This is a genomic window from Mesorhizobium sp. BR1-1-4 (genome assembly GCF_020165375.1).
Lineage (GTDB): Bacteria > Pseudomonadota > Alphaproteobacteria > Rhizobiales > Rhizobiaceae > Mesorhizobium > Mesorhizobium australicum.
The window spans coordinates 1-25,321 of the sequence record NZ_JAIUIB010000001.1 but is presented as its reverse complement, the minus strand read 5'-3'; the positions used below and the strand labels follow the sequence as shown (position 1 = coordinate 25,321).

The window sequence follows — 25,321 nt, the reverse complement described above, 5'->3', positions numbered from 1 at the left end:
GGCGCTTACAGGGCCTTGCCCGTCGAAGGATCGAACAAGCGAAGCGCGGCCTCGTCGAAGGCGAGGTTGCGCTGTTCGCCCTTGGCGAATTGGGCGCGCGGCGGCAAGCTGGCCGTCAGCCGTTGCGTGCCGATCCGCGCCGTGGTGACCAGCTCGGGGCCGGTCAGTTCGACGACCTCGATCTCGACGGGCAGTGACAGCTCCGCGGCGGCTCCGGTCGCCGCACGCAGCGCTTCCGGCCTGATGCCGACGACCATTTGTGCACCCTCACGTGCCGCATTCGCATAGCGTGCCGGCACGGGGATCCATACATCGGATCCGGCAATGGCCAGCTTGCCGTCGGTGACGGTGGCCTGCAGCATGTTCATCGACGGCGCGCCGACAAAGCCGGCGACGTAGAGTGTCGCCGGGTCGTTGTAGATCTCCTCGGGGGTGCCGAGCTGCTCGATCCTGCCGTCGCGCATGACGGCGATGCGGCTGGCCAGCGTCATCGCCTCGATCTGGTCATGGGTGACGTAGACGACGGTCGTCCGCAGCATTTGGTGCAGGCGCTTCAATTCGGTGCGCATTTCCAGGCGCAGTTTGGCGTCGAGATTGGACAGCGGCTCGTCGAACAGGAAGACCTGCGGCTTGCGCACCAGGGCCCTGCCGATGGCGACGCGCTGGCGCTGGCCGCCGGAAAGCTGACTCGGCTTGCGATCGAGCAGAGCCTCGATCTGCAGCAGCCTTGCCGCTTCGTTCACCGCCCTGTCGCGCTCGTCGGCCGCGACGCCGCGCATCTCCAGTCCAAAGCCGATGTTGCGGCGCACGGTCAGGTTCGGATAGAGCGCGTAGGACTGGAAGACCATGGCGATATCGCGGTTCTTGGGGTGGACGCCGAGGATCGAGCGGCCACCGATCAGGACGTCGCCGCTGGTCGCCTCGGCAAGGCCGGCGATGATGTTGAGAAGCGTCGATTTTCCGCAACCCGACGAGCCGAGCAGCACCAGGAATTCACCGCTCTGCAGCGCGATGTCGATACCTTTCAGCGTCTCGACGCTGCCGTAGCTCTTGCGGATGCCGCGGATTTCAAGCGCGCTCATGCATGGGACCCTCAAACTGCACTGGCCCGCCATAGTTGCGGGGCAAGGTGGAAATGGCGCGCGAGGCGACGTGCGTAGCGGCGCGGAGGCAAGCGGACAGCGGCCGTTCCTGTGCCAATGCGGCCAAGAAGGCGGCATTGAAGACGTCGCCGGCACCGATCGTGTCGACCACCCTGACGTCGGGCGCGGCGGCTTCGACGAGAGTGCCGTCCGGGCTGATGGCGATGGCGCCGCGTGGCCCGCGCTTGACGACGAAGGTCGCGCCTTGCCTCATGCTGGATCGGATTTCACGCGCCGCTTCCGCCGGACTTGGCAACCCCGCCAGGGTCACCGTCTCAACCTCGTTGAACAGCGCCAGCGCGCAGCGCGACAGCCATGTCCTCGTCGCGGCGCAATTGGCCGCGGTCCAGCCATCGATCGGCCAGCCTGTATCGAGTGCCACGGCAACGCCGTGGCTGTCGGCCCAGTCGAAAAAAGCATTGTAGTCGCGCGTGAGGTCTTCCGTCAGGAAGGAGCCGCAGAGCAGGGCGTAGCCACCGGAGAGTACGGGGCCGTCGAGAACCGACAAGACATCGGCGAGGCCGAAGCGTGGCAAGTGCCCGCGTGTGGTGAAGAAGGTCCGTTCGCCATCGGGGTGGGTCATCCCGACCGACAATGTCGTGCCTTCGGGCCGGATAGCCCATTTCGCGGCGCGGACGCCAAAAGCCTCACCAAGCCAGCGGCCGAACTGGTCGTCACCGACATTGGCGGCAATCGCAAAGTCGACGCCCAGCGCTTGCCAGGCGAGCCCGGTGTTGCCGGCCTGGCCGCCGACGCGCAATTCGTCATGGTCGACGACGGTCTCGGTTCCCGCCTTCGGCCATGGCGCGACCGGGCCGACGATCAGGTCGACATTGACGTTGCCGATCACCGCGAGCGGGCGCATCACTCGCTCCTGGTGATCTTGGTGGTGCGCACCGGCGTGCCCGCATTGTCGACGCGACCGTCCGCGAAGGCGATCATCAGGCGCTGTGCCACCGGCAGCATTGCGAGGATAGCGGCCATCCCCGCGGCTGGTTTGAACGTGAGCGTGACGGCCCCGGCGACCGGCGCTTGTCCGGACGCGTCAAAGATGACCAGCGGCGCGCCGGTTTCGACCACCGAAAGTGCCATCGCGGTCACCAGCTCCGAAGTCGGGTCGGCGCCGCGAAACAGGACAACACCGATCTGCGGGCCAAGCATCTCCATCGGCCCGTGCCGCAACTGGCCGCCTTCGAGCGAAAAGCAGGGCAGCCGCGACAGTTCGGTCAAGCCAAGCGCCAGGGCTTCGGCCACGCCCTGCAGGCGGCGGCCGGAGGTGACGATCGTATCCACCTTGCCAATCGCGGCGAGTGCTTGGGCGATATCGCAATCCTGCGGAGCTTCGAGCATGGCAAGGGCAGGGGCCGGATCCTCCCCCAGAGCCGCCAGGATGGCCAGGTGCAGGGCCAGGGTCACGGTCAGGCTGCGGGTTGCGGCGAAAGCCAGCTCCGTGCCGCCGGCGCCGACCAGGCAAGGCGCGGTGCGGGCGAGAAATGAACCGCCTTCGAGCGTCAGGCCGAAAACGTCCGAGCTGCCGCCGGCCTGCGCAAACCATCTGACGACTTCGGCGCTCTCGCCGGATTGCGAAGTCACAAGCACCGTCCGGTCCGCCAGCGGCAATGGTTGGCCGAGCTGCTCGGACAGTGGCAGCGCCAGCGCATCGATGCCGAGTGCACGATAGAGCGGCTCGACGGCACGGCCGACCGCGTGCGAGCCGCCCATGCCAAGCAGAAGCAGGCGGCCGCTCTTCCTGATCGAAGCGGCGACGTCTGCCGCCATGGCAGCGTTGTTCTCGAACGAAGCACGCGCATCGGCGTGCTGGCGCGCCATTTCGCGGTCGATGGCGGTCAGTCCGGCCGGCCGTTCTTTATCTGCAGTCATGTTCATCCTTTCACACCGCCGCTGGTCAGGCCCGAGATCAGCGCCCGCTGCATGACGAGGCCGATCAGCACCGGCGGCAAGGCGGCCAGCACGCCAGCCGTGGCAATCAATCCGTAGTCGGAAACACGGCCGCCGGCCAAATCGGCGATGGCGACGGTGAGCGTCTTGGCGCGCTGGTCGGAGGTAAACAGCAACGCATAGAAGAATTCGTCCCAGGCCAGCAGCACGGCGAACAGTGCCGATGTCGCCATCACGGGCGCGGCCAGCGGCAAGGTGATGATGCGCAATGTCTGGAACAGGCCGGCGCCGTCGATCATCGCCGCGGCCTCGATCTCGCGCGGGATGGAATCGAAGCCGGATTTCATCAGCCAGGTGGTGAAGGGCGCCAGTATGGTGAGATACACAAGCGTCAGGCCGAAGACATTGTTGAGCAGGCCAAGATGCGACAGGCCCATATAGAGCGGCACGGCGAGCGCCACCGGCGGCAGCATGTAGGTGGCGATGACCATCGACAGCGACCAGCCGATCGACGGTGTGCGCGAAACCGCCCAGCCGGCGGGGATGGCCAAGGCGAGTGCCGCCAGCGTCGCCATGGCGGCGATCTCAAGACTGTTGCGCAGCGACGAGGTGAAGGCGGCGCCGGCGCTGTTTTCGGCCGTCGACAGCAATTGCTGGTAGCGGGAGAAGTCGGCTGCCTGCGGCCACCAGCGCAGCGGCTTGGCGGCGAGATCGGCGGCCGGCGAAATGCTCATGATGAACAGCCAGGCGATAGGCGCCAGGATGATCGCGGCAAGCAGCAGCGCGCAGGCATAAATGAAGACGGTGAAGGCGAGGCTCTTGCGCTCCATCAGGCGGCGCTCCCGGCAGTCTTTCGCACCAGGGCGGCGTAGGCGACGGCGAGCAGTGTGACGAGCAAGGTGACGATCAGCGCCAGCGACGCGCCCGAGCCGGCGCGCTGGAAGGAGAACGCTTCCTGGTAGACGAGGATCGAGAGTGTTCGCGTGGTGTTTGCCGGACCGCCGCGTGTCATCACCCAAATGATATCGAAGACCTTGAAGGCCTCGATGGTGCGCAGCACCAGCGCCACCATCAGCGGGCCGGCGAGATAGGGCAGGATGACGAAGCGGAAACGGTTGAACGGTCCCGCTCCATCGACGAGCGAGGCGGCGGTGATGTCACGCGGCACCGCTTGGAGGGCGGCGAGCGCGATCAGCGCCACCAGCGGAAAGTTCTTCCAGCAGTCCGCAACGATGAGGGCAGCCAGCGCCGTTCCCGGCTCGCCGAGCCAGGACCGATAGGCGTCGATGAGGTGCAACTGCGTCAAGGCGGCATTCAGCGCACCATATTCGGGATTGTAGATCAGCCGCCACAGCGTGGCGTTGACCACCGTGGGCAATGCCCAGGGCAGGATCATCAGGGCGCGCAGGATTGCGCGGCCGCGAAAGTCCTGGTTGAGCAGCAGGGCGGCGAGGACGCCGATCACCATTTCGGCGGCAACCGAAATAATCGCGAACAGGGTCGTGGTGATCAGTGTGCGCGAGAAGTTGGTGCTCGACAGCATGTTGGAATAATTGTCGAAGCCGACAAAATTGCCAGCCGTGCCGACCAGCTTGGCATCGGTGAAGGAGAGCCCGACCGTATCGACCAGCGGCCAGCCGATGACGGCGACCATGACCACGAGCAAAGGCAGCATCAAGAGCCATGCGCGGGTCGTCATCCAGGTGCTCGACATCAGAGCAGCCTCTCTTCTCTCATCTGTGATCTGGACATAGCACGGGCGGCACTCGCGCATGACCCCGGAAATCGGAGGCCGATTTCCGGAAAGGATCATGCACAAGATAGAAAGTGCTACAGCGTCTTTTGCGCGTCATAAGGGACGCAACGCTGTAGTGCCGCCCGTATCGAACGACTGGCTTGTCTCAGAGGCCGCTGTTCTGCGCGGCGGTCTTCAGGGCGTCTTCCGGCGAAGACGTCCCGAGCAGCGATTCCTGGATTGCCTGCTGCAGCGCGGTCGACAGCTCCTGGTATTTCGGCGTGGTCGGACGCGGATACATGGCGGCCAGACCGAGCTTGGCGGCGGCGATCAGTTCTTCCTGGCCCTTGGTGACCGTAGGGTCGTCATAGGACGAGGCCCAGATCGGCAGCGAGAGCTTGGCGTACTGGTTCTGCGTCGCCTGCGAGGTCATGAAGGTGATGTACTTCCAGGCTTCGTCCGGATGCTTCGAGACCGCGGTGACGCCGAGACCCATCGAACCGTTGACGGCCGACACTTCGCTGGTGCCGGCAACGCCCGGCGCCGGCACGACGCCGACCTTGCCGGCCACCTTCGAGTCCTTCGGGTCGTTGGCCATGTTATACATGTAGGTCCAGTTCAGCGCGAAGGCGGCATCGCCGTTTTCGAAAACCTTGCGCACGTCCTCTTCGAGGAATTCCTTGGAATTGGGATTGGTGAGACCCGACTTGTAGCTGTCGACCATGTATTTCAGGGCCAGCAGGCCGCCGCCATTCTGGAAGTCCGGCTTGCCGTCCTTGAGGAATTCGCCGCCATAGGCGCTGACCAGCGTGGTGTAGTCGCAGATGGCTGCTTCCGCCTGCGACCAGCTCCACGCGATCGGCGTCTTCAGCAGGCCCTTGTCCTGGATGATCTTGGCTTGTGCGCCGAGTTCTTCCCAGGTCTTCGGCGGGGCCTTGATGCCGGCCTTTTCCAGGATATCCTTGTTGTAAAACAGGTATTTGGTGTCGAGGATCCACGGCATGCCATAGGACTTGCCGTCATACTGCACCGTGGTCCAGGCGCCAGGCAACACGCCCTTTTTCATGTCGTCGGTGATCTTGGAAGACACATCGACCAGAACCTTGTTGGTGGCGTATTCGGCCGGCCAGATGACGTCGAACAGGACGACGTCATAGCCTCCGCCCGACCCTTGGGCGAGCACGGTCTTGTCGTGCAGGCCCTCATAGGGGACGAATTCGAGATTGACCTTGACGTCCGGATTGGCCTTGGTGAAGGCATCCGTCATCGCACGCACGTCGGCCTCGCTGTAGGCGGCCTGCGCCATGAAAAGCGCGTTGAGCGTCGTCTCGGCGAAAGCGTGGGGGACGAACAGTCCTCCGGCAAAAATCGCGCCGACCAGTGTCTTGGTGATCGTCTTAAGCATTTTCTTCTCCCATTGCAGCGTTGACGGGCCGGCGCTGCCAGATGTTTGGCATCGTCTTCCCGGATCCATGTCGCGTGACCTGATGGTGCCGGCTGACCAGTGGCGACAGGCGGAAGCCTTTGCCTTCTTGTTTTGCGGTGCTCGGTTACATTAAGTCAACTCGCTTGACTTAATTAGTCGATCAATATTCTAATGGTGTCAAGAGGGGAAACGCCGGTGGACGACATCAGCCCGATTCGTGCCAAGAGCGGCACCAACCAGGAAGGCACGAGCGCGCATAACCGCCGTGTCATGGTCGAGGCGCTGCGTCTCAACGGCGCGCTGTCGCGGGCCGATCTGGCGCGAGCGACGCAGCTTACCAAGCAGGCGGTTTCCAACATCATCGAGGACCTGGAACGCGACGGCCTGGTCGTTGCGCTCGATGCGGTGCGCAAGGGCAGGGGGCAACCGTCGACCCCCTACAGGCTGGTGCCTGAAGGCGCTTTCGCCATCGGCCTTCAGATCGACCGTCACCTGACGCGGGCGGTCGCGGTCGACCTGATGGGCCGCGTGCTGGCGCGGGCCGAGGCGAACCTGCCTTTCGATGAGCCCTCCAGGGGCGTCGAGGTGATCCTCGGCCTGATCGATGGCGTCCGGCGCGAACTGGCCGGTATCTCGTTGCAGTCGGAAAAACGCCTCGTCGGCCTGGGTGTCGCCATGCCCGGACCGTTTGGCCTGAAAAATTCGGATGACAAATGGATGATGCCGGCCTGGCAGAAGTTTCCGCTGCTGGACATGCTGGCCAAGGGCACGGGACTGAATGTCGGCCTGCAGAACGATGCCGCCGCCTGCGCGACGGCCGAGCGCATCGTCGGCGCCGCGCACGGCGTCGACCACGCAGTGTGTCTTTATGTCGGCTATGGCATTGGCGCCGGACTGATCCTCAACGGCGAACTGTACAGCGGCGGCCATGGCAATGCCGGCGAAATCGGCATGGCCTTGCTGTCGCCGGCCGGTCCCGGCTCGACACCGCTCGAACATCGCGCGTCGCTCGCCTCGCTCTACCAGCATCTTGGCCTCGATCCCGCCGACGAGGACCTCTACGGAAAGATCGGCGCGCTGGCCGCGGCGGGTGATGTGAAGATCATGCGCTGGATCGAGGGCGCGGCCCATGACCTGCGCTGGAGCGTGCATCTCATCGAAACCATCTTCGACCCGCAGACAGTCATCCTGACCAGCGGCGCGCCGGAAGCGCTGGCGCGCCGGCTCGTCGAGGCCATGCATCCGCTGCTTTCGTCGATCGCCGACCGGCCAGGCCGGACCTTGCCGCGCCTGCAGCTCGGCACCACCGATCCCTGGTCGATTGCGTTGGGAGCCGCGGCGGCGCCGATCAGCCGCGCCTTCGATCCGCTGTTCTCGGCGATCCTGAAGACACGCTCCAGTCCCGCCTGAAGGAGACAGCGCGTAAGGCCAAGCCTCTCCCGGCGTCACACAGGGTTCATCGTCCGGACATAGCGTCTTTTCCAGTTCTTTGCTGCAATGCAATAGGAGTGGGACATGGTGGACATAGTTTCTAGCGAGGCGGGCATTCCAAGGCCGGATCATCCGCTGGATAGTTCGGGCGGCGCGAAGTGGTTCCTGCCGGTCTTCGGTGTGCTGGTGCTGGTCGGCGTGGTCTATGTCGGCTACGCACTGAGCCAGGATCTGGCGGTGGCCAAGACGGTGCCGTGGATCCTGCTCGGCATCGCCCTTCTGATCGCGCTCGGCTTCGAATTCGTCAACGGGTTCCATGACACCGCCAATGCGGTGGCGACCGTCATCTACACACGCTCGTTGCCGGCGGAGTTCGCCGTCATGTGGTCGGGCGCCTTCAATTTCCTCGGGGTTCTCACGTCCAGCGGCGCGGTCGCCTTCGGCATCCTGTCGCTGCTGCCGGTCGAGCTGATCCTGCAGGTCGGTTCTTCCTCCGGCTTTGCCATGGTGTTCGCACTGCTGGTGGCCGCCATCCTGTGGAACCTCGGCACCTGGTTCCTCGGCCTGCCGGCGTCGAGCTCGCACACGATGGTCGGTTCGATCATCGGCGTCGGCCTCGCCAACCAGTTCATGGCACCTGCCGGCAGCGCCACCAGCGGCGTCGACTGGTCGCAGGCGACCAATGTCGGCGTAACCCTGCTGGTGTCTCCGATCATCGGCTTCTTCGCCGCGGCGATCCTGCTCTATGCGATGAAGCTTCTCGTCCGCAATCCGGCGCTCTATGAGGCGCCGAAAGGCAATGCCCCGCCGCCCTGGTGGATCCGCGCGCTGCTGATCTTCACCTGCACCGGCGTCAGCTTCGCGCATGGCTCCAATGACGGCCAGAAGGGCATGGGCCTGATCATGCTGATCCTGATCGGCGTGGTGCCGACAGCCTATGCGCTCAACCGCACCCCCGATATCAACTATCTCGAAGCCTACAAGTCGGCTTCGGTCGGCGTGGAGACCGCGCTGGGCAAATATGTGAAGCCCGGTGTCACCGTCGCCGATGCGAAGGATGCCAAGGCTGCCGTGCAGGATGCCGTGCGCACCCGGAGCTGGAGCGACAAGACGACCGTCGCTCTGCAGAGCTACATCCACAACACGACGGCCGAGCTGCAGCCTTACGCTTCGGTCGACACCGTGCCGACCGATCTGGTCAGCAACGCCCGCAACGACATTTATCTGATCGGCGAGGCGCTGAAACTGATCGACAAGAAGCAGTTGCTGCCGATGGAGGCCGCCGATCTCAAGGCGGTGACCGACTATCACAAGGCCGTCGACAACGCGACGAAGTTCATCCCGATCTGGGTGAAGGTCGCGGTGGCCCTGGCGCTTGGCCTGGGCACCATGGTCGGCTGGAAACGCATCGTCGTCACGGTCGGCGAGAAGATCGGCAAGAGCCACCTGACCTATGGCCAGGGCGCTGCCGCCGAACTCGTGGCGATGGTCACCATCGGCATGGCCGACCGTCTGGGTCTGCCGGTGTCGACGACCCATGTGCTGTCGTCCGGCGTCGCCGGAACCATGGCGGCCAATGGCTCGGGCCTGCAATGGTCGACGGTGCGCAACCTGCTGCTCGCCTGGGTGCTGACCCTGCCGTGCTCGATCACGCTGGCCTTCGTGCTGTTCATCATCTTCCGCCAGGTGTTCTGAGCGGGCGAAGCGACAACACTACCGACGGCGCCACATTGGCGCCGTCTCGTTTTCCGGCGACAGGTTCGCGACGATTTCGGGCGGCAGTCATGAACGACGCATCGCATCTGGCCCTGCTTGCCGTCGACGACCAGCATCCGGCGCCTGGCCTGGTCTGGGCTTATCACCGCTTGCCAGGCAAAACCCCGGTGGCGCTTGCTCCGCGCGATATCGGCGCGGCACTGGCGATGCGTGAAGGCTGGGTCTGGCTGCATGTCGATCTCGTCGACCAGCGTGCCCATTCCTGGGTCAGCCGTACGTGCGACTTGCCGGCCTCGGCCAACGCGATCCTCGAAGGCCATGAGGACAGCCCCTCGCTGACGCATGAGGATGGTGTCGTCCATGGCATTTCCGCCGACCTGCACAGCGAGATCGCGCGTCAGTCGACCACCATCGGCAGGTTGCGCTTCGCGGTCTCGGAGCGGCTGCTGGTGACCGGCCGCCGCCATCCGCTGGCAGCGGTCGAGGAGGTGCACGAGGCGCTGGCCGCGGGGCTGCGGCCCGCCACCGCCTTCGAACTTTTCGAGGCGATCGTGCTGGCGTTCTGCAGCAGCACCAGCCTGCGGCTCGCTGCCGCCACCAAGCGGCTCGACGAAGTGGAAGATCATTTGGTGACCGAGCGGCTTGCCGACGAAAGGCGGCGGCTGAAAGATGTTCGCCGTCTGGCGGTCTCCCTGCACCGCCCGATCTCGGCGCAGGCGGCACTTTTCCAGGACGAGGACCGCTCGGACTGGAAGCTGTCGGCGGGGGCGCACGAGATCCTGCGCCGGCTTACCACGCGGCTGGAAAGGCTCGACCGCGAAGTCGTCATGGTCAACGACCGTGCACGGCTGTTGCAGGAGGAGGTCGCCGCCGAGCTCGCGGACGAATCCAACCGCAGCCTTAAGGCGCTGGCAGTAATGAGCGCGCTGCTTCTGCCGGGCTCGCTGATTGTCGGCATGTTCGGCATGAACACCGCCGGGCTGCCGCTTACGCAAACGCCGGGCGGATTCGAACTGGCGCTGTTGATCGCGGGGGGCGCGACCGGCCTGTTCTACTGGCTCCTGCTGAGAGCCGGCGCCAATCTTAGGTTCTGAGCCAAAATAGACAGCTAGAGCGGCTCTGCGTTCCGAGGAAACGGAGAACCGCTCTTGGGTCGCTCAGGTCGGATCTTCGCGATGCAGGTCGTGGATGGTGACGCCGTCGGCATTGGTCGGCAGCATCAGCCACTTCTTGTGACGCAGCGTGCGCTCGGTGTCCTCGAGGCCCATCTCCCAATGCTCGCGCATCGAGGTGCCCGAAAACTCATAGTCCTTGGCGTGGCCCTCATAGCCTTTGTGCTGGTAGATCAGGTGGACGATGTTGACGACGCCGGCGTTGGAATAGTCGGCGATCAACTCCTGCTCGCCTTCCCTTAGCTGCTCCGACGGCACGCGCTTCAGCGCATCGAGCAGCTTCATCTTCAGCGCATGGATGCGCTCGAAATTGTCGGTGTTCTGCCGCGTGCGGCTCGAATACATGATGTCCTTGTGGCGCGACAGCACGTCGGCCATGCCGCGCGGCAGCACGCCGCGGGCGCTGAACAGATCGACCTGGAAGACCAGCGAGGAACGGTCCTCTTCCTGGTCGAGCAGGTATTGCAGCGGCGTGTTGGAGACGATGCCACCATCCCAATAGTACTCGCCCTCGATGCGGATCGAAGGAAAGGCCGGCGGCAGCGCACCGCTGGCCATGATATGCTCCGGCTCGATACGCACCTTTTCGGTGTCGAAATAGACGAAGTTACCGGTCCTGACATTGACCGCGCCGACGCTCAGCCGCTTCTTGCCGTCATTCAGCACGTCGAAGTCGATCAGGCTCTCCAGCGTGTCCTTCAATTCGGCGGTGTCGTAGAAGCTGGTGGCGCCTTCGGCGCCCGACAGCTGGAACCAGGGATTGGGATTGCGCGGCTTGAAGAAGCCGGGCTGGCCCATCGTCATCGTCATCAACGATGAGGTCTGGTTGCGAATATCGCGGTAGATGTCGCCTTCGGGCGTATAGGACCAGATCTTGCGGCCGGAAATCGTCTGCCAGAACTGTTCCAGCCGCTGCAGCCGGCGGCTCGGCTCGTTGCCTGCGATGATCGCGGCATTGATGGCGCCGATGGAGACGCCGGATAGCCAGGTCGGCTCGCAGCCGGCATCGGCCAGCGCCTGATAGACCCCTGCCTGATAGGCGCCGAGCGCGCCGCCGCCCTGAAAGACCAGCGCGATACGGTCATACTGCGCCGTGATTTCCTCGATGGTGGCGGCGGCTGCCTTGTTGCGGTTACGATCAAGCACTGACTTTCTCCAGCTGGGTTGCGCTGGCAGCGGATCGGCTGTGGTCAGCGAGGTAATCATGCACGACTTCGCCCAGGCCGAGCGTCAGATCGGCCTTGAAGTGAACCGCCGACACGATGTCGAGCACGGGCAGCTTCGCCACGTCGGCCATGACATGGGGCCGCAGATCGAGCGCGGCGGGCGCCGTCCATGCTTCCTTCAGCGTGATATCGGTGAGGTAGTAGCGGACCAGCTCGCAGATGCGCGGCGTGCCGTCGACATGGGGGATGATCTTGATCAGGAAATTGGGGGCGGCGAGCGAGGCGAGCACCTGGTCATGATCAGCCTCACGATGCTTGTAGCCCATCGTGCCGGTGGCGCACAGAACGCTGCCATAGTGCAGCGTGCCGACGATCACCTCGCCTTCATGGACGATCTTGGGATTGGCGAGCTTCTTTGGAAACCCCCACAGCTCGCGACCGCCGGCAATCGGCGCGTCATCGTCGAGATACATCGAATGGACGTAGCCGCCATGCTGGCCCTTGTAGCGCACCGGGATGACCTGACCGGTCTCGGTGTAGTCGCCGAAGCCGGTGGAGTCCGGCATGCGGATGAATTCGTACTTGACCAGCGGCTCGTCGATTTCCAGCGGCGCCGGCACGACGGCCTCGAGCGCCTCGCGTGTCGTGCGATAGGTGATGATGATGTATTCGCGGTCGAAGAAGCGATAGGGACCCGGCGGGAATGAGGGATTGGTGAGCGGCATCGCATAGGCGCGCTTCACGACATCGGCGATTTCCATGCTGGTGCCCCAAGGTTCTGTCGGACGAATTCATTCAGGAAGGACCGCGCGAATGCGCAACGGTTATGTTGCACGGCACCATGACAGTGCCGTGTCAGCCTAACGACCATGGTTTCCGAACCGGGCGAGGACAAGCAGGCGTTGTCGTCTGGCTGTAATCGCATCGACATATGGCTCTGCCATTGTCATGCTGCGACGCACAATTATATCGTCATGTTCCCTCCCACCTCGCGCGAGATTTCCCATGGGTTCCCTGTCTTCGAAGAATGCCCTCGTCACCGGCTCGACCAGCGGTATCGGCCTGGCAATCGCCCGCGCCTTTGCCGCCGAGGGCGCCAACGTCACCATCAACGGTCTTGGCGATGCTGCCGCCATCGAGCGGGAGCGCGCCGGCATCGAGAAGGATTTCGGCGTCAAGTGCCGCTATTCCGATGCCAACATGATGGATGGCGCCGCGGTCACCGCCATGATCCATGACGCGGAAGAGGCGCTCGGCAGCCTCGACATACTGGTCAACAATGCGGGCATCCAGCATGTGGCGCCGATCGAGGAGTTTCCCGACGACAAATGGGAAGCCATCATCCGCATCAACCTTTTGGCCGCCTTCTACGCCATCAAGGCGGTGGTGCCCGGCATGAAGGCACGCAAATGGGGCCGCATCATCAACACGGCTTCCGCGCACGCGCTGGTCGCCTCGCCGTTCAAGTCGGCCTATGTCTCGGCCAAGCACGGCATATCAGGCCTGACCAAGACGGTGGCGCTGGAAGTCGCGCAGGACGGCATCACCGTGAACGCGATCGCGCCTGGCTATGTCTGGACGCCGCTGGTCGAAAAGCAGATCCCCGACACGATGAAGGCGCGGGGCATGACCGAGGAACAGGTCAAGCACGACGTGCTGCTGGCCGCGCAGCCGACCAAGGAATTCGTTACTGTCGAAGAGCTTGCGGCACTGGCATTGTTCCTGTGCTCGGATGCGGCCAGGCAGATCACCGGCACGACGTTACCGATGGATGGCGGCTGGACGGCACAGTAAATTGGTCGAAACATGCCGCCTTCAGGGCCAACGCCAGGGCGCCGGCAGGAAGGCAGTGCGCGGCCAATGAAAATAATCCAGCTCTCCGATCCGCATCTGATAGCGCCGGGTGGCCTTCTCTACGGTTCCGATCCGCTCGCGCGGCTGGAAGCCTGCCTGGCGGATATCGGCAGGAACCATGCCGATGCCGACCTGGTGGTGATATCAGGCGACCTGAGCAATGATGGCGAGCGCGCGGCCTATGCGGCGTTGCGAGAGGCGCTGGCGCGGTTCGTGCCGCCTTGCCGGCTGATGCTCGGCAACCACGACGACAGGGCGCTTTTTCTCGAAATGTTCCCGGAAGCGCCGGCCGAGCGCGGGTTTGTCCAGAGCGTTTTCGATGGCGGCGATGGCCGCCTGATCCTGCTCGACACGCTGGACAGCGGACATGTCGAGGGCAGGCTGTGCGCGGCCCGTCTCGACTGGCTGGACGAGAAGCTGCACGAAGCGCGCGACAGGCCGGTCTTCCTCTTCATGCACCACCCGCCGTTCCGCATTCACATGCCGGTGCTCGACGAGGTCAGGCTCGCCGACGCCGATGCCTTCCATGACATTCTCCGGCGCCACGGCAATGTCGGCCACATCTTTGCCGGCCATGTCCACAGGCTGATCGCCGGCAGCTGGCGCGGCATACCGGTCAGCACGCTGCGCAGCACCAATCATCAGAGCGCCCTCGATTTTTCGGACAGCTGGCGGCTGGGCCACGAGCCGCCTGCCTATGCCGTCATCTTCATCGATGCGGATGGAGTGGTCGTCCATTTCCACGATTTTGAGACGGGCCGGCCCGAGCCGGTCAAGGATCCTTGACGAGGCGGCTTTCGCCGCCGCCAAGATGGGTCTCCCATACGTAATCGGAGATCAGCCGCCGATACTGTGGGGTCATGACCAATTTTCTGTGCGAGGCGCCGCCGACGTGGAAAAAGGCGCCGCCCAGCATCCGATGGTCCGCTTCCATCCCATCAACATCGAGATCGGCTGCCGTCTTTTGCGCATCGGAAACATCGTTCTCGCCAAGTCCGCGATACAGCAGGCTCCAGTTTCCGCCGCCGGTGTCCATTCCGCTGACAAAACGCGGTGTGAAGTCCAGGTCCAGTCCTTGCACGGCGCTGAAGCGGAAGAAGCAGAACCCAGCCCACATGAACCAGGCCTCGGGGTCCGCTTGCGCTGGGCGCTTTGAGCCGTGGACGATTTTTCCTTCCATCGTCGCGGCGATGTCCACGGGGACGGTCGGAAAGCAGTCGTGATCCAGAAATCCGAAAAGCTCCGGCCGCAAAGGCCGAACGATGTTGTGGAAGATCCAGTTCATGGATATCCCGTGCGACCGGTTGGGATGGCTTTCCCGGTTCCGAGGCAAACCGAAATAAGCGGTTTTTCGCGCCCGGCAGATGTCCGCGATAGGCACCCTTGCCGATCGATCGGATGAATTGTCTATGACCACCAGCGTCATCCCAGAGGAATACAATTGCCAGGCTCGGGTGAGCGCATCGATGACCCAGGGCGTGTTGAAGGCAATGACAAAGCAGAAGCGCCGGGAACCGGTTTGCAGCAGCTCCTCGGTGAATTTCAGGCCTTCGGGAACGCCGCGCCCGCGAAAATCACGCTCAATCAAGGCGTTGCGAAAAGCCTTGGCCTTTCTGACAGGCCAGTTGTGGTTCAGCAGATCAACAAGGCCCTTGGCCGGCTTCCAGCTCATTACAAACTTCGCCATTGCTCCAAATCGGATGCATGCTCCCATAAGGCGAAGCTCATCTTCCCACAACCCCGGCCTGGAGCCGCGAGAATTTTTGCGACCACCGGCTTGTCGTACACGCATGCTGTATTTCAACCTGATCTGGTCGCGGGCGCTATCAATCGCGACATCGTAGCGCTAAAACGCCATCCGGGTTCTGCACGGGGTTGATATGTTGGTTGCGATCTTCCGCGCATTGCGCGCCATTCCCTTCGTTGCCGCCAGCATTGTCTTTGCCACGGGCGCCCGGGCGCAAGCGGTCGAATTCAAGACAATCACGATCAAGGTCGGCTATGGCCCCGGCGGGGGCTATGACCAGACATCGCGGCTGATCGCCCGCCACTTCGGCCAGTTCCTTCCCGGCAATCCGGATATAGTCGTCCAGAATGTGCCCGGGGGCGGCAGCCTGAAGCTCACCAAGATGGTGTTGCGCAGCGAGCCGGCCGACGGCAGCGTCATCGCTTCCGTCAGCGAAGCCATGTCATATGCGCCGGTGCTCGATCCCCGGAACGCCAATTTCGATCCGCTTGCCCTGCAATGGATTGGCTCGCTCGTCAACGAGCCGGCCTATTGCCTGACGGCCAAGAGTTCCGGCATCGACACGATGGACAAGTTCCTGCAGTCCGATTTCCTGATTGGGGCGACCGGCAAGAGCAGCGTGACCTACATTTTCGCGGCGCTGGTCAAGAACGGCTTGAAGGCAAAGTTCAAGGTCGTCACCGGCTTTGAAGGCACAGCCGATATCGAACTGGCGATGCAGCGAGGCGAGATCGCCGGAATGTGCGGAGTCTCCAGTTACAACATCTCCGAAAACCGCGACGCGCTCAACCTCATTGGTACCTTCGGCCAGGGCATCGTTGCAGGCCAGGAGAAGTTCACTGCTAGGATCGACGACCCGAAGGTCCGGGAAGCGGCCGCGCTGATCGAGACCGCTTTGCAGTTCCATCATCCGTTGGTTGTCCCGCCGGGCACGCCCAAGGAGACGGTCGAAACGCTGCGCAAGGGATATATGGAGATGGTCAGGGATAAGGCGTTCCTGGCCGACATCGGCAAGCTTAGCGAAATGACCGTCAACGCCACCAGCGGCGAAGACATAAGCCGGCTTGTCTCGGAGCAGTTGAAGGTGGATCCGGATGTGTTCGAGACCGCCAGAAATCTGGTGAAGTAGATTCCCGGCGAGGCTCAACGGTGGATCTGATACTCACCGCCGTCGTCGAGATGGCCCAGCCGTTTCGCATGCTGATGCTGGTGACCGGCGTTTTCGTCGGCCTCGTCGTCGGCGTTGTCCCGGGCATTGGCGGGCTGTTCGCGATGGCCCTGCTCATCCCGATGACCTACAACATGGACGCCTATGCCGCCTTCGCGCTCCTGCTCGGTATGGGATCGGTCAATACCACCTCCGATACGATCCCGGCCATCCTGTTTGGGGTTCCGGGCTCGGTCGAGCGGCGGCGACGGTGCTCGACGGCCATGCCATGGCCAAGAAAGGCGAAGCCGCGCGCGCCTTCGGCGCCTCCTATTCGGCGTCGATGATTGGCGGCGTGTTCGGCGCTCTGGTGCTTGCCGCGGCTATTCCCATCATGCGACCGCTTGTCCTCTATCTAAAGACGCCGGACTTCTTCGCCATCTGCGCCTTCGGGCTCTCCATCGTCGCGATGCTGGCCGGGAGCCAGCCGCTGAAGGGGCTGGCCGCGGCCATGTTCGGCATGCTCGCCTCGTTTGTCGGTATCGATAAGATCGCCGGCATCGACCGGTGGACCTTTGGTGAAATCTATCTCTGGGACGGTCTGCCGGTGGCCCTGGTGTTTCTCGGCCTGTTCGGCCTACCGGAGCTGGCTTCGCTCCTGTTGCGAGGTTCCATCCAGGGCAATGCGGAGCGACCGACTTATGCGGGCATGTGGCAAGGCATCAGGGACACGCTGCGGGAGTGGCCGCTGGTGCTGCGATGCAGCAGCATCGGTTCGCTGCTGGGCGCAGTTCCCGGTGTCGGCATCGCGGTGCTGGACTGGATCGCCTATGGCCATGCGTCACGGCGGCCTGGCTCGGGACCGAAATTCGGCGAAGGCAATGTCAGGGGCGTCATCGCGCCCGAGAGCGCCAACAATGCCAAGGAAGGCGGCTCGCTCATCCCGACCATCGCCTTCGGCGTGCCGGGTTCGGCCTCGATGAGCATCCTGCTCGGCGCCTTTGTCGTCCATGGGCTCGTTCCCGGCCCCGACATGCTGGGCAAGAATGCCGCGCTCACCATGTCGATGGTGTTCAGCATCGCCGTGGCAAATATCGTAGGCGCGGTGACCTGCCTTGTGCTGACCCGGCCTCTGGCGCGCGTCGCGCAGGTTCCGGCTGCCATCCTGGTGCCGCTGGTGGTCACCTTCATCGTGGTTGGTGCATACCAGACCAATATGAGCGCCTTCGATTTCGCGCTGGTCATCGGCGTCGGCGCCGTCGGCATGGCGATGAAGGAACTCAACTGGCCGCGCTCGGCCTTTTCATTGGGATTCGTGCTCGGCCCGAGCCTCGAGAACTATTTCTTTCTCGCCTATCAGATTTCCGGCTGGTCGTGGCTTGCCCAGCCGCTGGTGCTCATCCTGCTTGGACTGGCCGTGGTCGGTCTCGTCAGGCAGACGCTGTCGTGGATCAGGGCCAGAAATCCCGGCGGGCCGCTGCCCCCCGCGCTGCCCGACATTGTCGCAGGCGCCACCATGACATTGCTGGCGTCCGCGGCGTTGGGGACGGCCGTGACCGGCTTTCCCTTCGAGGCCGCCATTTTCCCGGTCATCACGGCTGGATTCCTGTTGGTGTTTTCGCTGGTGACCACAGTGCAGGCGTCGCTGCGATGGCGCAGGCGGGCCACGCCTGTCCTATCCGTGCCTGCCGCGATACCAGGCGAATGGTCTCCGGTTTCGGAACCCACCATGAAAGGCAATCTCGCAATCATCGGCCTTTGTCTGGCCCTCGCCTTTCTCATCCTGTTGGTCGGTCACCTGGCAGCGACCTTCATCTTCGTTGCCGGCAGCATCATGGTGCTTGGGACGAAGTCGAGGCGGTCATCCCTGGTGATCGCTGCCGCCGCGACGGCCTTCGTCTATTCGGTCTTCGACATGCTGGCATCCCACCCCTGGCCGACTCCGTGGCTCACAGGCATTAGCGGAATTTTCTAAGAACCCTTATGCGGCGCCAGCGTTTCGACCAGTTGGCGGCGTAGCAGCTTGCCGTTGCCGCTGTAAGGCAACGAGGCGACCAGCCTGATCTCGCGCGGCCGCCGGTCGGGCGCGATGTTGGTGCGCATGAAAGCCTGGAATTCCTCGACGGTTCCGCGGTCGGAGACGATGAAGGCGGCGATTTCCTGCCCCATGGTCTCATCTGGAAAGCCGGCCACGGCGACGTCCTGCACCTTGGCATGGGTGCGGATCAGTTTTTCAAGCTCCTGCGGCGCGACACTGACGCCGCCGCGAACGATCATATCGGCCTCCCGATCGACGATCGTGATAAATCCGTCGGCGTCCAGAAATCCGATATCACCGGGGATGCCCCAGTCGGAGCTCATGATCTGCGGATCGACGAACAGGCGGTTGCCGGGCATCAGGACCGCGGATGCCATGGTCGGCGTCCATGCCTTGATCAGCCCGCGCTCACCTTGCGGCAACACGCGGCCATCGGCACCGAGGATTTCGACCTGTGCGCCGGCGACCGGACGGCCGGCGCTTTCGGGCTTTGCCAGAATATCCTCACCCCATAGCGAGGATATGATGCCGGTAAGGCTCGATGAGTAGCTTATCCGGTATCCAGAGGAGAGATAGCGGTAGGCAGCGATCTTGTCTTCGCCTCTGGCCGGTCCGCCTACGCTGTAGAGAACGGAAAGTTGGGGAAGCAGGTGGGTTGCGCGTTCGCCCACCTCCTTGACCATCCGGGCAATGACTGATGGCGCCAGCGCCGTGCCGCTTGCCTGGAACGAGAGCAGCGCCTCGATGAGCTCCGAGGGGGTGAACAAGGGAGGAAAGAACCGAACGATTCCCCCGTAAAGCAGATAGCCGAAGACCTGGTGACGCATTGCCGAGTATGACAGGGCCATCGGCGTCAGGAATCGTTTGGCGGTTCCCTCCACCACGCCCCGGCGCGCCGCGATGCGCCTGGCGAGTGCCTCATGCGACTGGGTGTAGGCCTTTGGATCGCCCGTCGTGCCGGACGAAAAGATCAAAAAGGCCGGGACGGCATCGCTCGCCGGGGGGCCGACGTCGGATCCCGGCGCCGAAGCCGATTTCCAGCCAGCGTCGAAAAGGGCGTTCGGATAGACCTCATCGCCCGGCATGGCGCGGCTTTCAAAAACGATGCTCAGACCGAAGTCGCGGGCCTGCCTGGCTCGCTGACTCCTGGGCGTTCGAAAGTCGACGACAACAGGGGTCGCGCCGATTTTCCAACAGGCGAGGATCGAAAGGATCACGTCGATGTTGTCGAGCATGGCGAGGCCGACGCGGTCGCCCGGTCGGATGCCCGATGCGCCGAAATTGGCTGCAAGATGTCCGCTCTGCGTCAGGGCCTGGGAATAGGTGATATCAGAACGGCCGCTGACCATCGCGACCTTGTCGCCATGGGCAGCGAAGGCCTCCAGTATCTGCCGACCAAAACTCATTGACGATGCGGGTTTTCGCGTGGGGCCTCGCTTCGGGCGGAGAGGAACGTCAAGATCTCCGCGTCGATCGCGTCCATGTTGGCCTTGCGGAATTTGTTGTGCGTACCCGGCATGACGACCGTTTTCACGCTGGCCTCGTTAGACGCCCAGCCCTTGTAGTCCTTCACGGTGGTGGCTCCCCATTCGGAACTGGCGAGGATGAGGATGTCGCAGGGGTAGGACGAGGGCACAAAACCGGCTGCGGCCTGCAGCAGCGCGCTCTTGTATGCCTTCTTGCGCAGATGGCGCCCCAGGCGTGTCTGTCCGAGACCGACCGCCTTCAGCGTGTCCCGCAACAGGCGCCAGTAGACCACCTTGCGCACGATATCGCGCCGCCTCCTCTCCGTGAGGCGATCGTCGGGCATCGGCTTCAGCCAGGCCGAACCTGGCGATGGCGGATCAATGAGCACGATTGCCGGCCGCTTGCCCGTTGCCTCATGGCTCAGCCGGCCGACCTCGATCGCGAGCAGGCCACCCACGCATATGCCGCCGATGACTTCGGGGTGCCTGCCTGTTACCGAGGTGAAGGCTTCAAAATAGTTGGTGCCAATTTCGGCCATGGTGGAATAGGGCGTCTCGCCGGGTTCCGTGCCCATGCCGCGCACCGCCATGATCGCGTACTTCTCTTTCAGACGCCTGCTGAAGCGATTGGCGAACAAAGCCGAGCCGGTGATGCCGTGGATCATCGCGATCGGCTCCTGGCCGACGCTGCCGGACACCGGCACGATCAGCTCACGGGCCGGATGCTCCGGCACCAGCGATGCGATCAAACGGCCGAATTCCCGCGGTGTCTGCGCTTCGAGCAGGACGGAAGTCTGCAATCTCACGCCGAACCGCTTCTGCACGGCAAGCACTAGAGTCTCCGCCATCAGCGAATCGCCGCCGAGATCGAAGAAATTGTCGTCGAAGCCGACGGCCGGCACCTTCAATTCCGCGGCGAAGATGCCGGCAATCGCATGGGCCGGTCCATCGCCCGGCGGTGGCACAGGTCTAACCCGTTGTAGGACGTTCATCGGAAAAGCCCCTAACCGACGGATGTTCACTGCTAACGCTTTTACGCAGGGTGAGAGCCCCTAACAAGTGTCCTGTGCGCCGCGCGTCGAGCCGCCGCTGGCGTGCTTGTCTCGCCACGGCAACGCGGAAAGTCGCGACTTGCCGGCTCCGCAACGGCCTTTTGTCCAGTTGTGTAAGTGTTGCAAAAGCACGCAGATTTGGACATTAGTCTTGACAGAAATACAGATGTTCAATACCCGTCAGGCAATTGAACAAGCCTGCATTATGGGAGGAATGAGCGGTATGGCGTCCAATGTTTCGTTGACGGGCCTTGCCCGCGATCTCGAGGAACGCGGCAAATCGGGCAAGCCGATCCGGATCGGGCTGATCGGCTCGGGCGAAATGGGAACCGACATCGTCACCCGCGTCGCCCATATGTCGGGCATAGAGATCGGCGCGATCTCCGAGCTGAACCTGCCCGCCGCCAGCAAGGCGGTGGATATCGCCTTCCAGGAAACCGGCCATGCGCGCGAGGTATCGAACGCCTCGGCGATGACGGCCGCCATGGAAGCCGGCAAGGTGGCGGTGACCAACGACGCCAGCCTGGTCATCAACAACGATCTTATCGACGTCGTCATCGATGCCACCGGCGTTCCCGCCGTCGGCGCCGAAATCGGCTTGCGCGCCATGGAGCATGGCAAGCATCTGGTGATGATGAATGTCGAGGCCGACGTCACCATTGGCGCCTATCTCAAGAGCGAAGCCGATCGGCTCGGCGTCACCTATTCGCTGGGCGCCGGCGACGAACCCTCCTCCTGCATGGAGCTGATCGAATTCGTTTCGGCCATGGGCCACCCGATCGTCGCCGCCGGCAAGGGCAAGAACAACCCGCTCAACATCGACGCCACGCCGCCCGCCTATGAGGAGGAGGCCAGGCGCCGGCACATGAATGTGCGCATGCTGGTGGAGTTCGTCGACGGCTCGAAGACCATGGTCGAGATGGCGGCGATCGCCAACGCCACCGGGCTGGTGCCCGACAAGGCCGGCATGCATGGCCCGGCCGCGACGCTCGGCGAATTGAACAAGGTGCTGGTGCCGCAGAAGGATGGCGGCGTGCTGTCGAGGGTCGGCGTCGTCGACTATTCGATCGGCAAGGGTGTCGCGCCCGGTGTCTTCGTCGTCGCCGACATGTCGCATCCGCGCATTTCGGAGCGCATGGAAGATTTGAAGATGGGCAAGGGCCCGTACTTCACGTTCCATCGTCCCTATCACCTGACCTCGCTCGAAGTGCCGCTGACCTGCGCCCGCGTCGTGCTCTACGGCAAGGCCGACATGGTGCCGCTGGCCAAGCCGGTAGCCGAAGTGGCCGCCGTGGCCAAGAAGGACATGCAGCCCGGCGAGAAGCTCGATGCGATCGGCGAATATTGCTACCGCGCCTGGATCATGACTGCACCGGAAGCGCATGCCGCGAGGGCCATTCCATGCGGCCTGCTGCAGGGCGGGTCGGTGACGGCGCCGATCAAGAAGGGTGAGCTCATCACCTACGCCAATGCCGCCCCGGCAGCGGGCTCCAAGATCGCCGAACTGCGCGCCCGTCAGGACAAGCTCGTCTACGGAACCGTGGAGGCGTAACCATGGCCGGAGCCAGCAAAGCCGTCGCGGACAGCCGCGCCAACCTGCCCTTCGTCTATCGCCAGTACAGCGCCGAGCAGCTGAAGCAGGTGCTCTACAAGATGTACCTGATCCGCCGCTTCGAGGAGGGCGCGGAAGAAAGCTACACGCGCGGCCTCATCCACGGCACCATGCATCTGTCGATCGGCCAGGAGGCGAGCGCCATGGGCATCTGCATGCCGCTTGGCGAGGACGACCAGATCACCTCGACCCATCGCGGCCACGGCCACTGCATCGCCAAGGGCGCCGAGGTGAAGCGCATGTTCGCGGAATTCTTCGGCAAGACCACCGGCTATTGCAAGGGCCGCGGCGGTTCGATGCACATCGCCGATGTCGCCAAGGGAAATCTCGGCGCCAATGGCATTGTCGGCGGCGGCATTCCGATCGCCGTCGGCGCCGCGCTCTCCGCCAAGATGATGAAGACCGGCAAGGTTGTCGTCTCCTTCTTCGGCGACGGAGCCAACAATGAAGGCGCCTTCCACGAGGCGCTCAACATGGCGGCGGTCTGGAAGCTGCCCGTTATTTTCGTGTGCGAGAACAATGGCTACGGCATGTCGACATCGACTGCCCGGTCCACCGCGGTCAAGAACATCGCCGACCGCGCCGCCGCTTATTCGATGCCGGGCGTCATCGTCAACGGCAACATCTTTTCCGAGGTCGCCGAGGCTTCGTACAAGGCGGTCGAGCGGGCACGGGCGGGTGAGGGGCCGACGCTGATCGAGTCCAAGACCTATCGCCATCGCGGCCATTCCAAGAGCGACCGCAACCGCTACCGGACCAAGGAAGAAATAGAGGACTGGATGTCGAACCGCGATCCGATCACGCTGTTCGAGAACGAATTGCGGGAATTCGGATTCATCGACGACAAGGGCATCGAAGCTATCCGCGAGGTGGTGGCGCGGGAGATCGCCGACGGCATCGAGTTCGCCAAGGCGAGCCCGTCGCCTGACGTCAGCGAGACCGGCAACTACGTGTATACGGAGCAGGCGTGATGGACGCGATGGTGCGTGAACTAAGCTACGCCCAGGCGATCCAGGAAGCCATGGCGACCGCCATGGACATGGACGAGCGCGTCTTCCTGATGGGCGAGGACATCGGCGTCTATGGCGGCGCCTTCCAGGTGACCGGCGACCTCGTCGATCGTTACGGCGCGGACCGGGTGCTGGACACGCCGATTTCCGAACTGGGCGGTGCGGGGGTCGCTGTCGGCGCCGCGCTGACCGGCATGCGGCCGATCTTCGAATTCCAGTTCTCCGATTTCGCCACGCTGGCGATGGAGCAGATCGTCAACCAGGCTGCCAAGATGCGCTTCATGCTGGGCGGCGAGGTTTCGGTGCCCGTCGTGATGCGCTTTCCCGCCGGCTCCGGAACGGGGGCGGCCGCGCAGCACAGCCAGAGCCTGGAAGCCTGGCTTGGCCACGTGCCGGGCCTGAAGGTTATCCAGCCGTCGACGCCCCATGATGCCAAGGGCATGCTTCTGGCTGCGGTCGCCGATCCCGATCCGGTGATGATCTTCGAGCACAAGCTGCTCTACAAGATGAAGGGCCCGGTGCCCGAAGGCTATTACACCGTGCCGATCGGCAAGGCAGATATCCGCCGCGAGGGCCGTGATCTCACCATCGTCGCCACCTCGATCATGGTGCAGAAGGCGCTCGACGCCGCCGCCGCACTGGAGGCCGAAGGCATCGACGTCGAAGTCGTGGACCTCCGGACCATTCGGCCGATGGACAAGCAGACCGTTATCGACAGCGTCAAGAAGACCTCGCGGCTGATGTGCGTCTATGAGGCGGTCAAGACGCTGGGCATCGGCGCCGAGGTCAGCGCCATGATCGCCGAAAGCGAGGCGTTCGACTATCTCGATGCGCCGATCGTGCGGCTGGGCGGTGCGGAAACGCCGATCCCCTACAATCCGGAGCTGGAAAAAGCGACGGTGCCGCAGGTTCCCGACATCGTCACCGCCGCGCGCGACCTCGTCAAAGGGGTTCGCTGATCCATGCCGACCGAAGTCATTCTTCCCAAGGTCGACATGGATATGGCGACCGGACAGATTTCGCGCTGGTTCGCCGAGGAAGGCGCCACGGTCAAGAAGGGCGACGTGCTGTTCGAGATCGAGACCGACAAGGCCGCGATGGAGATCGACGCTCCGGCCAGCGGTGTGTTGCGCGACGTGACCGGCAAGGAAGGAGTCGATATCGCGGTCGGATCGGCGGTGGCTTGGATTTATGCTGACGGCGAGGCTTATAAGGACAAGGCGCCAATCTCACCCCTTGAGGGGGAGATGTCGACGAAGTCGACAGAGGGGGTTGCCTCAGAAGGCACCGCCCTCGCGCTGAGTCCGGTCGAACCGACCCCGCCCGACCGGCGTTTGGCCGACCACCCTCCCCTCGAGGGGGAGGGGAAAACCCGCGCTACACCCTTGGCGCGTCGATTGGCTCGTGAAGCAGGACTGAATCTCTCCGGCATATCAGGCACAGGCCCACATGGCCGCGTCGTAAAGGCGGATATTGATGCGGTACTCTCCTCCCCGCTCGAGGGGGAGGTGTCCGCGAAGCGGACGGAGGGGGTCGCCTCAGGAGGCACCGCTTTTGCGCCGAGCCCCGTCGAAGCGACCCCACCCGACCGGCCTTCGGCCGGCCACCCTCCCCTCAAGGGAGAAGGGGACGTGCTGAAACTGTTCGAGGAAGGCTCCTACGAACTCGTCCCGCACGACAATATGCGCAAGACCATCGCGCGGCGCCT

General features: G+C 63.6%; 21 protein-coding genes and 1 pseudogene. 11 read left to right on the top strand and 11 right to left on the bottom strand.

The window, feature by feature from the left end:
• Positions 1–5: 5 nt before the first annotated feature.
• The 6 genes from LB571_RS00110 to LB571_RS00085 form a co-directional block, all read right to left on the bottom strand.
• Positions 6–1,082 carry an ABC transporter ATP-binding protein gene (locus LB571_RS00110; protein WP_140616756.1) on the bottom strand — a complete coding sequence of 359 codons (1,077 nt, stop codon included), beginning with the start codon at positions 1,080–1,082 and terminating at the stop codon, positions 6–8.
• Positions 1,069–2,007, bottom strand: a complete 939-nt coding sequence (locus LB571_RS00105) for a PfkB family carbohydrate kinase (protein ID WP_015315436.1) — start codon at positions 2,005–2,007, stop codon at positions 1,069–1,071. Before LB571_RS00105 ends, LB571_RS00110 begins: the two co-directional genes overlap by 14 nt.
• On the bottom strand, positions 2,007–3,029 hold the full coding sequence (locus tag LB571_RS00100) for an SIS domain-containing protein (protein WP_041163308.1): 1,023 nt from the start codon (positions 3,027–3,029) through the stop codon (positions 2,007–2,009). The genes LB571_RS00105 and LB571_RS00100 overlap by 1 nt, the downstream gene beginning before the upstream one ends.
• Positions 3,026–3,871 (bottom strand): carbohydrate ABC transporter permease, encoded by an 846-nt coding sequence (locus tag LB571_RS00095; protein ID WP_140662936.1) that lies wholly within the window; start codon positions 3,869–3,871, stop codon positions 3,026–3,028. Before LB571_RS00095 ends, LB571_RS00100 begins: the two co-directional genes overlap by 4 nt.
• A complete protein-coding gene (locus tag LB571_RS00090) occupies positions 3,871–4,755 on the bottom strand; it encodes a carbohydrate ABC transporter permease (RefSeq protein ID WP_140720142.1) in 885 nt (294 codons plus the stop codon). Before LB571_RS00090 ends, LB571_RS00095 begins: the two co-directional genes overlap by 1 nt.
• A 187-nt stretch (positions 4,756–4,942) precedes the next feature.
• The gene (locus LB571_RS00085; RefSeq protein ID WP_224591478.1) at positions 4,943–6,181 is read right to left on the bottom strand and encodes an extracellular solute-binding protein; all 1,239 of its coding nucleotides are present in this window, start codon (positions 6,179–6,181) and stop codon (positions 4,943–4,945) included.
• Between the two features lie 216 nt (positions 6,182–6,397).
• Here LB571_RS00085 and LB571_RS00080 point away from each other — a divergent pair, with 216 nt between their 5' ends.
• The 3 genes from LB571_RS00080 (at position 6,398) to LB571_RS00070 (ending at position 10,443) form a co-directional block, all read left to right on the top strand.
• Positions 6,398–7,612 carry an ROK family transcriptional regulator gene (locus LB571_RS00080; protein ID WP_224591473.1) on the top strand — a complete coding sequence of 405 codons (1,215 nt, stop codon included), beginning with the start codon at positions 6,398–6,400 and terminating at the stop codon, positions 7,610–7,612.
• 105 nt (positions 7,613–7,717) lie between these two features.
• Positions 7,718–9,328 carry an inorganic phosphate transporter gene (locus tag LB571_RS00075; protein ID WP_224591470.1) on the top strand — a complete coding sequence of 537 codons (1,611 nt, stop codon included), beginning with the start codon at positions 7,718–7,720 and terminating at the stop codon, positions 9,326–9,328.
• 89 nt (positions 9,329–9,417) lie between these two features.
• The gene (locus LB571_RS00070; RefSeq protein ID WP_224591467.1) at positions 9,418–10,443 is read left to right on the top strand and encodes a transporter; all 1,026 of its coding nucleotides are present in this window, start codon (positions 9,418–9,420) and stop codon (positions 10,441–10,443) included.
• A gap of 63 nt (positions 10,444–10,506) precedes the next feature.
• On the opposite strand, the gene LB571_RS00065 is transcribed toward LB571_RS00070, so the two are convergent.
• Positions 10,507–11,667, bottom strand: coding sequence for a patatin-like phospholipase family protein (locus LB571_RS00065; protein ID WP_140616764.1), 1,161 nt, complete (start codon positions 11,665–11,667; stop codon positions 10,507–10,509).
• Positions 11,660–12,448: an acetoacetate decarboxylase gene (locus LB571_RS00060; protein WP_140616765.1), complete on the bottom strand. Its 789-nt coding sequence runs from the start codon at positions 12,446–12,448 to the stop codon at positions 11,660–11,662. The genes LB571_RS00065 and LB571_RS00060 overlap by 8 nt, the downstream gene beginning before the upstream one ends.
• A 244-nt stretch (positions 12,449–12,692) precedes the next feature.
• Between LB571_RS00060 and LB571_RS00055 the strand changes: the two genes are divergently transcribed.
• Complete coding sequence (locus LB571_RS00055) at positions 12,693–13,481, top strand: 3-hydroxybutyrate dehydrogenase (RefSeq protein ID WP_140662924.1); 789 nt, start codon at positions 12,693–12,695, stop codon at positions 13,479–13,481.
• A gap of 66 nt (positions 13,482–13,547) precedes the next feature.
• Positions 13,548–14,327, top strand: a complete 780-nt coding sequence (locus LB571_RS00050; RefSeq protein ID WP_224591464.1) for a phosphodiesterase — start codon at positions 13,548–13,550, stop codon at positions 14,325–14,327.
• On the opposite strand, the gene LB571_RS00045 is transcribed toward LB571_RS00050, so the two are convergent.
• Complete coding sequence (locus LB571_RS00045; RefSeq protein WP_224591461.1) at positions 14,314–15,213, bottom strand: hypothetical protein; 900 nt, start codon at positions 15,211–15,213, stop codon at positions 14,314–14,316. The genes LB571_RS00050 and LB571_RS00045 overlap by 14 nt on opposite strands.
• 208 nt (positions 15,214–15,421) lie before the next feature.
• On the opposite strand from LB571_RS00045, the gene LB571_RS00040 reads away from it, so the two are divergent.
• Together LB571_RS00040 and LB571_RS00035 are read left to right on the top strand one after the other, a co-directional pair.
• A complete protein-coding gene (locus LB571_RS00040; protein ID WP_224591458.1) occupies positions 15,422–16,417 on the top strand; it encodes a Bug family tripartite tricarboxylate transporter substrate binding protein in 996 nt (331 codons plus the stop codon).
• Positions 16,418–16,467: 50 nt separating this feature from the next.
• Positions 16,468–18,410 (top strand): annotated as a pseudogene (locus LB571_RS00035) (tripartite tricarboxylate transporter permease).
• Here the strand turns inward: LB571_RS00035 and LB571_RS00030 are convergent.
• Positions 18,407–19,879, bottom strand: a complete 1,473-nt coding sequence (locus LB571_RS00030; RefSeq protein WP_224591456.1) for a class I adenylate-forming enzyme family protein — start codon at positions 19,877–19,879, stop codon at positions 18,407–18,409. The pseudogene LB571_RS00035 and the gene LB571_RS00030 sit on opposite strands and share 4 nt — an antisense overlap.
• Positions 19,876–20,931, bottom strand: coding sequence for a phosphopantetheine-binding protein (locus LB571_RS00025; protein ID WP_224591452.1), 1,056 nt, complete (start codon positions 20,929–20,931; stop codon positions 19,876–19,878). The genes LB571_RS00030 and LB571_RS00025 overlap by 4 nt, the downstream gene beginning before the upstream one ends.
• Positions 20,932–21,214: 283 nt before the next feature.
• Here LB571_RS00025 and LB571_RS00020 point away from each other — a divergent pair, with 283 nt between their 5' ends.
• From LB571_RS00020 to LB571_RS00005, 4 genes are all read left to right on the top strand, one after another.
• Positions 21,215–22,543, top strand: a complete 1,329-nt coding sequence (locus LB571_RS00020; protein WP_015315453.1) for an NAD(P)H-dependent oxidoreductase — start codon at positions 21,215–21,217, stop codon at positions 22,541–22,543.
• Positions 22,544–22,545: 2 nt separating this feature from the next.
• Entirely contained in the window at positions 22,546–23,574 is a 1,029-nt protein-coding gene (locus LB571_RS00015) for a thiamine pyrophosphate-dependent dehydrogenase E1 component subunit alpha (protein ID WP_140616772.1), read from the top strand.
• Complete coding sequence (locus LB571_RS00010) at positions 23,574–24,572, top strand: alpha-ketoacid dehydrogenase subunit beta (RefSeq protein WP_224591449.1); 999 nt, start codon at positions 23,574–23,576, stop codon at positions 24,570–24,572. Before LB571_RS00015 ends, LB571_RS00010 begins: the two co-directional genes overlap by 1 nt.
• Before the next feature lie 3 nt (positions 24,573–24,575).
• Positions 24,576–25,321, top strand: a 746-nt coding sequence (locus LB571_RS00005) for an E3 binding domain-containing protein (protein ID WP_224591446.1), incomplete at its 3' end; no start/stop codon positions are given.